The organism is Arthrobacter vasquezii, assembly GCF_029455255.1.
In the GTDB taxonomy this organism is placed as follows: domain Bacteria; phylum Actinomycetota; class Actinomycetes; order Actinomycetales; family Micrococcaceae; genus Arthrobacter_D; species Arthrobacter_D parietis.
In genome coordinates this window covers 1-8,221 of sequence record NZ_JAROKN010000088.1, presented here as the reverse complement: position 1 = coordinate 8,221, position 8,221 = coordinate 1, and the positions used below count along the sequence as shown (strand labels likewise).

Sequence of the window (8,221 nt, the reverse complement as noted above, 5' to 3'; positions counted from 1 at the left end):
GGTCACGCTGAAGGTGGGTCAGGAGCGCGGGTTCGACGAGGTGGTCCGCGCGCTCGCCGACGCCGCGTACGCCCGCGTGGACATGGTCACCCACCGCGGCGAATTCGCGGTGCGCGGCGGGATCATCGACGTCTTTCCGCCCACCGAGGACCACCCCATCCGCGTGGAGTTCTTCGGCGACGAGGTGGACCAGATGCGCTGGTTCGCTGTGGCCGATCAGCGTTCGCTGCCGACCGACGGTGATCGCGGGGCACCCGCGGAGCTGTATGCGCCGCCGTGCCGCGAGCTGCTCATCACGCCGTCGGTCATGTCCCGTGCCGCGCATCTAAAGGATCAGCTGCCGGCTGCGGCGGGGATGCTGGAGAAGATTGCCGGCGGGATCGCCGTCGAGGGCATGGAGTCGCTGGCGCCGGTGCTGGTTGACGCGATGGTCCCGTTTGTCGGCGAGTTGCCGGCAGGGTCGATTGCCGTCGTCGTCGAGCCGGAGAAGGTGCGCGCGCGTGCCCATGACCTCGAGGCGACCAACGAGGAATTCCTCCAGGCAGCGTGGGCAACAGCGTCCGACGGCGGTGCGGCGCCGGTCGATCTGAGCGGCCAGTTGGGCGCCGATCTGGAAGCGGCGAGCTTCCGATCGCTGGTGGATACGCGGTCCTCCGCGCTGGCGAATGACGTTGCGTGGTGGTCGGTGACGTCCTTCGGGTCTGACGAGCTGCTGACCGAGGTCGACAGTTTCACCGTTGCGGCGCGTGAGCCGCGCGGATACCAGGGGGACGTTGCGGAGATGATGGAGTTTCTCGGCGGGCGCGTGCGGGACCAGTGGCGGGTGGTGGTCGCAACCGAAGGCCCCGGGCCGGCCCAGCGCCTGGCTGAACTGTTCCACGATGCTGACATTCCGGCGTCGCGCGTTGACTCGCTTGACCGCTCGCCGCAGCCGGGAATCATCGAAATCACCACGTCCTCTGCGGGCCGCGGGTTCGTGCTCGACGGGCTGAAACTGGGGCTGCTGACCGAGGCTGACCTGCTGGGTCGCACTTCTGCTTCGGGGACCCGCGACATGCGGAAGATGCCCTCGAAGCGGCGCAACGCCGTCGACCCTTTGCAGTTGCGTGAAGGGGACTTCGTGGTGCACGAGCAGCACGGTGTGGCGCGGTTCATCGAGCTGATCCAGCGGTCCACGGGCGCCGGTCCCACCAAGACCATCCGCGAATACCTGGTGCTGGAGTACGCGCCGTCCAAGCGCGGGGCGCCGGGTGACCGGCTGTTTGTGCCGACGGATCAGTTGGACCAGGTCACCCGCTACGTCGGTGGGGATACGCCGGCGCTGTCGAAGATGGGCGGGTCCGACTGGTCGAAAACCAAGAACCAGGCGCGCAAGGCGGTCAAGGAGATTGCCGGTGAGCTGATCCGGCTGTACTCGGCGCGGATGGCCTCGCGCGGGCATGCCTTCGCGCCGGACACGCCGTGGCAGCGGGAGCTTGAGGAGGCTTTTCCGTACATCGAGACGCCGGACCAGCTGACGACTATCAATGAGGTCAAGGCGGACATGGAGCGGGAAGTCCCGATGGACCGTCTGGTCTCCGGCGATGTGGGTTACGGCAAGACGGAGATCGCCGTCCGGGCTGCGTTCAAGGCTGTGCAGGACGGGAAGCAGGTGGCCGTGCTGGTGCCCACCACCCTCCTGGTGCAGCAGCACTTCGAGACGTTCTCGGAGCGGTTCTCCGGGTTTCCGGTGCGGATCCGGGCGCTGTCCCGGTTCCAGACCACCAAGGAGTCCAAGGAAACGGTGGAGGGGCTGAAGAACGGTTCGGTCGACGTCGTCATCGGGACGCACCGGTTGCTGTCCACCGAAGTGCATTTCAAGGACCTAGGGCTCGTGATTGTGGACGAGGAGCAGCGGTTCGGCGTTGAGCATAAGGAAGCGCTGAAGAAGATGCGCACCAACGTGGACGTACTGGCCATGAGCGCCACGCCGATTCCGCGAACGCTGGAGATGTCGCTGACTGGGATCCGTGAGACGTCCACGCTGGCAACACCGCCGGAGGAGCGGCACCCGGTGCTCACCTATGTTGGCCCGTACACGGACAAGCAGACCTCCGCGGCGATCCGGCGTGAACTGATGCGCGAGGGACAGGTGTTCTTCGTGCACAACCGGGTGTCCTCGATTGACCGGACGGCCTCCCACCTGCAGCAGCTGATTCCGGAGGCGAGAGTCGCCGTCGCGCATGGACAGATGAGCGAGTCCCGGCTGGAGCAGATCATCGTGGACTTCTGGGAGAAGAAGTTCGATGTGCTGGTGTGCACAACGATCATCGAGACCGGGTTGGACATTTCGAACGCGAACACGCTGATTGTGGACCGGGCGGACAACTACGGACTCTCGCAGCTGCACCAGTTGCGAGGCCGTGTAGGGCGCGGGCGTGAGCGGGCGTACGCGTACTTCCTGTACCCGTCGGAGAAGCCGCTGGGTGAGGTGGCTCTGGAGCGGCTGAAGGCCGTGGCGTCCCACAACGAGCTCGGCGCCGGTATGCAGCTGGCGCTGAAGGACCTCGAGATCCGTGGCGCGGGAAACATGCTGGGCGGGGAGCAGTCCGGACACATTGCCGGGGTGGGCTTTGACCTGTATATCCGGTTGGTCGGTGAGGCCGTTGCGAACTTCCGTGGAGAGGCCGAGGAGAAGGCCGCCGAGATGAAGATCGAGCTGCCTGTGAACGCGCACCTGCCGCATGACTACGTGCCGGGGGAGCGGTTGCGGCTTGAGGCGTACCGGAAGCTTGCCTCGTGCCTGACCGATGCCGCGATTGACGAGGTGGTTGAGGAGCTTCGCGATAGGTACGGTGATCTGCCGGCGCCGGTGGTCAACCTGGTGGCCGTGGCGCGGTTCCGGGTGCGGGCGCGGTCGGTCGGCCTGACGGACGTGGCGCTGCAGGGCAACTTCATCAAGTTCGCGCCGGCGAACCTGCCCGAGTCCAAGGAGATGCGCCTGAAGCGGATGTACCCGGGGGCGTCGGTGAAGCCGGCGATGAATGCGGCGTTGATTCCGAAGCCGAAGACTGCTGCATTTGGGGGCCGCGATCTGGCGGATGCCGCGATCCTCGAGTGGGCGCAGAACGTGATCGATGCGGTGTTCGCGGCCTAACCCCCGCGAACTTTTGCGCACGTCTGGTGACTTCCGACCCCTCGGAAGTCACCGGAGGTGCACAAATCTTCCGGGTTTGGGCGGTGGTAAAGTCATAGCGTCCATGCGGGTCCGATCACCTGTCCCGACGCTATCGATACCCCCGGCCCAACAAGGCCAAACGGGTACGCCGGGAACCGTTCCGCGCATGGCCGCGAGTAGAAGTATGGAGAACCTGTGACCATGGAAACCACGCGCGCCGGAACCACCGTTGCACCGGCGTCGAGGGCCCTGGACGTGATCGGTGGCGATCTCACCGAACGCAGCCTGCGCCGCTACCTCGAAGGCATTCCCGGCGTCGACGCCGTGGGCCTCGAAGCCCGCGCCGCCGCCCTGGGCACCCGCTCAATCAAGACCACCTCCAAGGCGTGGGCGCTGGACACCATCATCCGGCTCACCGACCTCACCACTCTTGAAGGTGCGGACACGCCGGGCAAGGTCCGCTCGCTGGTGGCCAAGGCTATGGTGCCGGATCCCGACGACATGTCCACCCCGCGCGTCGCCGCGGTCTGCGTGTACGGCGACATGGTGCCGCACGCTGTGGAAGCGCTGGGTTCAGCGCACGACGACGGCGCCCCCGGCCGCATCAACGTCGCCGCCGTGGCCACCGCCTTTCCCAGCGGCCGTGCGTCCCGCTCCGTCAAGCTCTCCGACACGTCCGACGCCGTTGCCGCGGGGGCCGATGAGATCGACATGGTCATTGACCGCGGCGCGTTCCTCTCCGGGCGGTACGGGCAGGTGTTCGACGAGATCGTCGCCGTCAAGGAAGCGTGCAAGCGCCCCGACGGTACGTACGCGCACCTGAAGGTCATCCTCGAAACCGGCGAGCTGAACACCTATGACAACGTGCGCCGCGCCTCCTGGCTGGGCATCCTCGCCGGCGGTGACTTCATCAAGACGTCCACCGGCAAGGTCACGCCGGCCGCCACGCTACCCGTAACGCTGTCCATGCTTGAGGTTGTCCGCGACTGGCACCGCCTCACCGGCGAGAAGATCGGCGTGAAGCCCGCAGGTGGAATCCGCGCCTCCAAGGACGCCATCAAGTACCTGGTCACGGTCGCGGAAACTGTGGGGGAGGAGTGGCTGCAGCCGGACCTGTTCCGCTTCGGTGCCTCCAGCCTCCTCAACGACGTGCTCCTGCAACGCCAGAAGCTCACCAGCGGCCGCTACTCCGGCCCGGCCTACGTCACGATCGACTAAAGGACCTGCCATGAATTTCCTCGATTACGCTCCCGCGCCCGAGTCGGCAGCGATCCTGAACCTCCGCGATGAATACGGCCTGTTCATCAACGGCGAGTTCGTCGCCGGCAACGGGGAGTCCTTCACCACCATCTCCCCGGCCACGGAGAAGCACATTGCCACAGTGTCCTGCGCCAACGAGCAGGATGTGGATGCCGCCGTCGTCGCCGCCCGCCGTGCGTACGAGAAGACGTGGTCGCGGATGTCCGGTGCTGACCGCGGGAAGTACCTCTTCCGCATCGCCCGGCTGGTGCAGGAGCGCGCGCGTGAACTGGCCGTCGCCGAGAGCCTCGACAACGGCAAACCCATCAAGGAAAGCCGCGACGTCGACATCCCGCTGGTTGCCGCCTGGTTCTTCTACTACGCGGGCTGGGCGGACAAGCTCGACTACGCCGGCATGGGTCCGAACCCGCGCTCGCTCGGTGTCGCCGCGCAGGTGATCCCGTGGAACTTCCCGCTGCTGATGCTGGCGTGGAAGATCGCACCCGCGCTCGCGGCCGGGAACACCGTGGTGCTCAAGCCCGCCGAGACCACACCGCTGACAGCGTTGCTGTTCGCTGAGATCCTTCAGCAGGCAGACCTGCCCGCAGGCGTCGTCAACATTGTCACGGGCGCCGGTTCAACCGGCTCAGCTTTGGTCAACCACGCGGACGTCAACAAGGTTGCGTTCACGGGCTCGACGGCGGTGGGCCGGCAGATTGCGCGCTCCACCGCGGGCACGTCCAAGAAGCTCACGCTCGAACTGGGCGGCAAGGGCGCCAACATCGTGTTCGATGACGCCCCCATTGACCAGGCGGTCGAGGGCATCGTCAACGGAATCTTCTTCAACCAGGGCCAGGTCTGCTGCGCAGGCTCGCGCCTGCTGGTGCAGGAATCCATCCACGACGACGTCGTTGAGCGACTGAAGGCGCGTCTGTCCACCCTGCGCGTGGGGGATCCGCTCGACAAGAACACGGACGTCGGAGCCATCAACTCCGCGTCCCAGCTGGGCCGGATGCGCGAGCTGTCCGACATCGGAGAGCAGGAGGGCGCGGAGCGTTGGAGCCCGGCGTGCAACCTGCCATCGGATGGTTTCTGGTTCCCGCCGACGATCTTCACGAATGTGTCCACCAGCTCCCGGATTGCTCGGGACGAGATCTTCGGCCCCGTGCTATCGGTGCTGACGTTCCGTACCCCGGCTGAGGCCATCGCCAAAGCGAACAACACCCCGTATGGTCTGTCCGCTGGCATCTGGACCGACAAGGGCAGCCGCATCCTGGCGGTGGCGGACAAGCTGCGTGCCGGCGTCGTCTGGGCCAACACCTTCAACAAGTTCGATCCAGCCTCGCCGTTTGGCGGGTACAAGGAATCCGGCTACGGGCGTGAAGGCGGCAAGCAGGGGCTGCACGCGTACCTCGCGCCGACTGTTCCCAACCGCTCGGCACTGAATGGAGCCAACCGATGAGCCGCCTGGCTGTTCCGAAGACCTACAAGCTGTATGTCGGCGGTAAGTTCATCCGGAGTGAATCCGGACGCGTGTATGAGGTTGCAACCACGAAGGGGAGCTTTTCGGTGAGTTCAGTCAACGCCGCGAAGGCTTCCCGGAAGGACGCCCGCGACGCCGTTGTGGCCGCCCGCGGAGCCGTCAGCGGCTGGTCCGGGACCACCGGCTACAACCGCGGGCAGGTGCTGTACCGGATCGCGGAGATTCTGGACGGACGGCGTGCGCAGTTCGCCGAGGAGATCGCCGCGTTCGAGGGTGTCTCCCTTTCGACTGCTACTGCACAGGTGGACGAGGCGATTGACCTGTGGGTTTGGTACGCCGGCTGGGCGGACAAGTACGTGCAGGTTGCCGGCAACGGTAACGCCGTGTCCGGTCCGTTCTTCAACCTGTCCGTGCCTGAGCCCACGGGCGTCGTGGCGGTGATTGCGCCGCAGGGGGCGGGGGTTCCGGGCTCGTTGCTCGGCTTCGTCCGCGCGGTGGCGCCGGTCCTCGTGAGCGGGAACACCGTCGTCGTTATTCCGAGTGAGCGGGCACCGCTTGCAGCGCTCAGCCTCGGCGAGGTCTTCGCGACCAGTGACGTTCCGGCCGGCGTCGTCAATATCCTGAGCGGATCACCGGCGGAGATTGCTCCGTGGCTTGCCGCGCACGCCGACGTCAACGCGCTGGACCTGCTCGGTGCCGGCGAGCTGGAGTGGGTGGACCTGCAGATCGCTGCCGCGGATACCCTGAAGCGGGTGCTTCCGCCGGAGCAAGGCCCCGACGCCGGTGCCCCCTCGCTGGATCGCATCACGTTCTTCACGGAGACCAAGACCGTGTGGCACACGAAGGGTCTGCTCTAGCGCTTCACGAAAGGACCACCACAGTGCCGCAATTCGCAATCCTCATCTACGCAGACGAGTCCCTCCATGCTGTCGACGCAGCGGAGGCCGAACTCGAAGAGAATGACCGGCATGCGGAGGACCTTTCAGCGTCCGGCACCATGTCGCTCGCTTATGCCCTGACCCCTCGAGCTAGTGCGGTGTCCATCCGGCGGGACGGCACAAGCCCTGGACCGTTTGTCCAAGCCGACCAGTTCGTGGCCGGGTTCTACGTCATCGAAGCTCCGGATCTCGACGCCGCTATGGCTATTGCCCGCGTGAACCCGGCGGTGCGCACTGCCACCGGGGGCGTCGAAGTCCGCCCTGTACACAGCGGGGGCATCACCGCCAGTAGCTAGGCGGATTCTCGTAGGGGTTCGAGGGCGGCCAGGATGAGGTCGAGGCCGAAAATGAACTCCTCCGCCGGGTCGTAGCCGGCAGCGACGAGCGCCGCGGCGGACTCGTTGAGGTAGGGGAACTCGTCGGGAGGAAGCTGGGGCAGGTACACCTCCTCGCCCATATCCGCGAATTCCTCAGCGGTGTCGAACGGCAGGCTGGCTTCCTGCAAAGCGAAACCGTAGACATAACTGTCGAGCAGCCAGTTGGCATGGGTCGCCATCAGGACCGGGAAGCCGGCCCTCCGCAGACAGGCCGTGACCGCTTCGTGGTGGCGTAGGTTCGCGGGCCCCGGCGATGTCCGCGACTCCAGCAGGCCGATAGCCCACGGGTGCCGTGCGAGAACCTGTCGGGTGGATACGGCCCGCTGTCGCATCGCGGACTGCCAGTCGGTCTCCACGGGCGCGAGCTCGATCTCCCCGAATACGACGTCGATCATGGCATCCAGCAACTCCTCCTTGCTTGCCACGTAGTGATAGAGCGACATCGCGCCCGCGCCGAGCGCGCCAGCCAGCCGGCGCATGCTCAGCCCGTCGACCCCCTCGCGGTCGGCAAGCCGCATCGCCTCGGCTACCACCCGTTGCTTGCTCAGCCCCGTGCCTGACGTGACCTCACTTTGCTTTTTCGCAGACATCGATCTCCTTGCTCTCTCAAAGGTCTTGACAATAGTACACAGTACGATCACTCTATACGTACACCGTACGTCGTACGGTGTACGGGCCGCGAGAGTCGCCGCTCGGACATGAGGAGGCTTGTGTGGGAATCGAACAGCAGTCCAAGGGTGGAGCAAGCCCGGTGCCGGGGGTAGACCCGGGCGGAGCAGCGACAATGCGGGCCGCCGTCCAGCACCGCTACGGGCCGCCGTCAGTCCTCGAAGTATCCGAGGTCGGGGTGCCGCTGCCCGGTCGAGGCGATGTGTTCGTCCACGTGGGTGCAGCGTCGATACATCCCGGCGACTACTTCGTCATGACCGGGAAACCGTACCTGGTGCGCCTGGCGTTCGGGCTACGCCGGCCACGCCACGGCACCCCTGGTATGGACCTGGCCGGCGTCCAGCCGGGCCAGACGGTG

6 protein-coding genes and 1 pseudogene are annotated in these 8,221 nt (G+C 66.1%); 6 read left to right on the top strand and 1 reads right to left on the bottom strand.

The features are described 5' to 3' along the window. The 5 genes from mfd to P4U43_RS17055 form a co-directional block, all read left to right on the top strand. Window positions 1–3,136 (top strand): transcription-repair coupling factor (mfd, locus tag P4U43_RS17075; RefSeq protein ID WP_277359807.1); only part of this gene is annotated, 3,136 nt, incomplete at its 5' end. A 222-nt stretch (window positions 3,137–3,358) separates the two neighbouring features. Continuing rightward, window positions 3,359–4,375: a deoxyribose-phosphate aldolase gene (deoC, locus tag P4U43_RS17070; RefSeq protein ID WP_056549246.1), complete on the top strand. Its 1,017-nt coding sequence runs from the start codon at window positions 3,359–3,361 to the stop codon at window positions 4,373–4,375. A gap of 10 nt (window positions 4,376–4,385) precedes the next feature. Continuing rightward, window positions 4,386–5,858, top strand: coding sequence for an aldehyde dehydrogenase family protein (locus P4U43_RS17065; RefSeq protein ID WP_277359806.1), 1,473 nt, complete (start codon window positions 4,386–4,388; stop codon window positions 5,856–5,858). Beyond that, window positions 5,855–6,736 (top strand): aldehyde dehydrogenase family protein, encoded by an 882-nt coding sequence (locus tag P4U43_RS17060; RefSeq protein ID WP_277359805.1) that lies wholly within the window; start codon window positions 5,855–5,857, stop codon window positions 6,734–6,736. Before P4U43_RS17065 ends, P4U43_RS17060 begins: the two co-directional genes overlap by 4 nt. 23 nt (window positions 6,737–6,759) lie before the next feature. Then, window positions 6,760–7,113, top strand: coding sequence for a YciI family protein (locus P4U43_RS17055; protein WP_277359804.1), 354 nt, complete (start codon window positions 6,760–6,762; stop codon window positions 7,111–7,113). On the opposite strand, the gene P4U43_RS17050 is transcribed toward P4U43_RS17055, so the two are convergent. Then, a complete protein-coding gene (locus P4U43_RS17050; protein ID WP_277359803.1) occupies window positions 7,110–7,784 on the bottom strand; it encodes a TetR/AcrR family transcriptional regulator in 675 nt (224 codons plus the stop codon). The two genes, P4U43_RS17055 and P4U43_RS17050, sit on opposite strands and share 4 nt — an antisense overlap. Before the next feature lie 122 nt (window positions 7,785–7,906). On the opposite strand from P4U43_RS17050, the pseudogene P4U43_RS17045 reads away from it, so the two are divergent. Next, window positions 7,907–8,221, top strand: a pseudogene (locus P4U43_RS17045) (NAD(P)-dependent alcohol dehydrogenase); the annotation flags it as partial.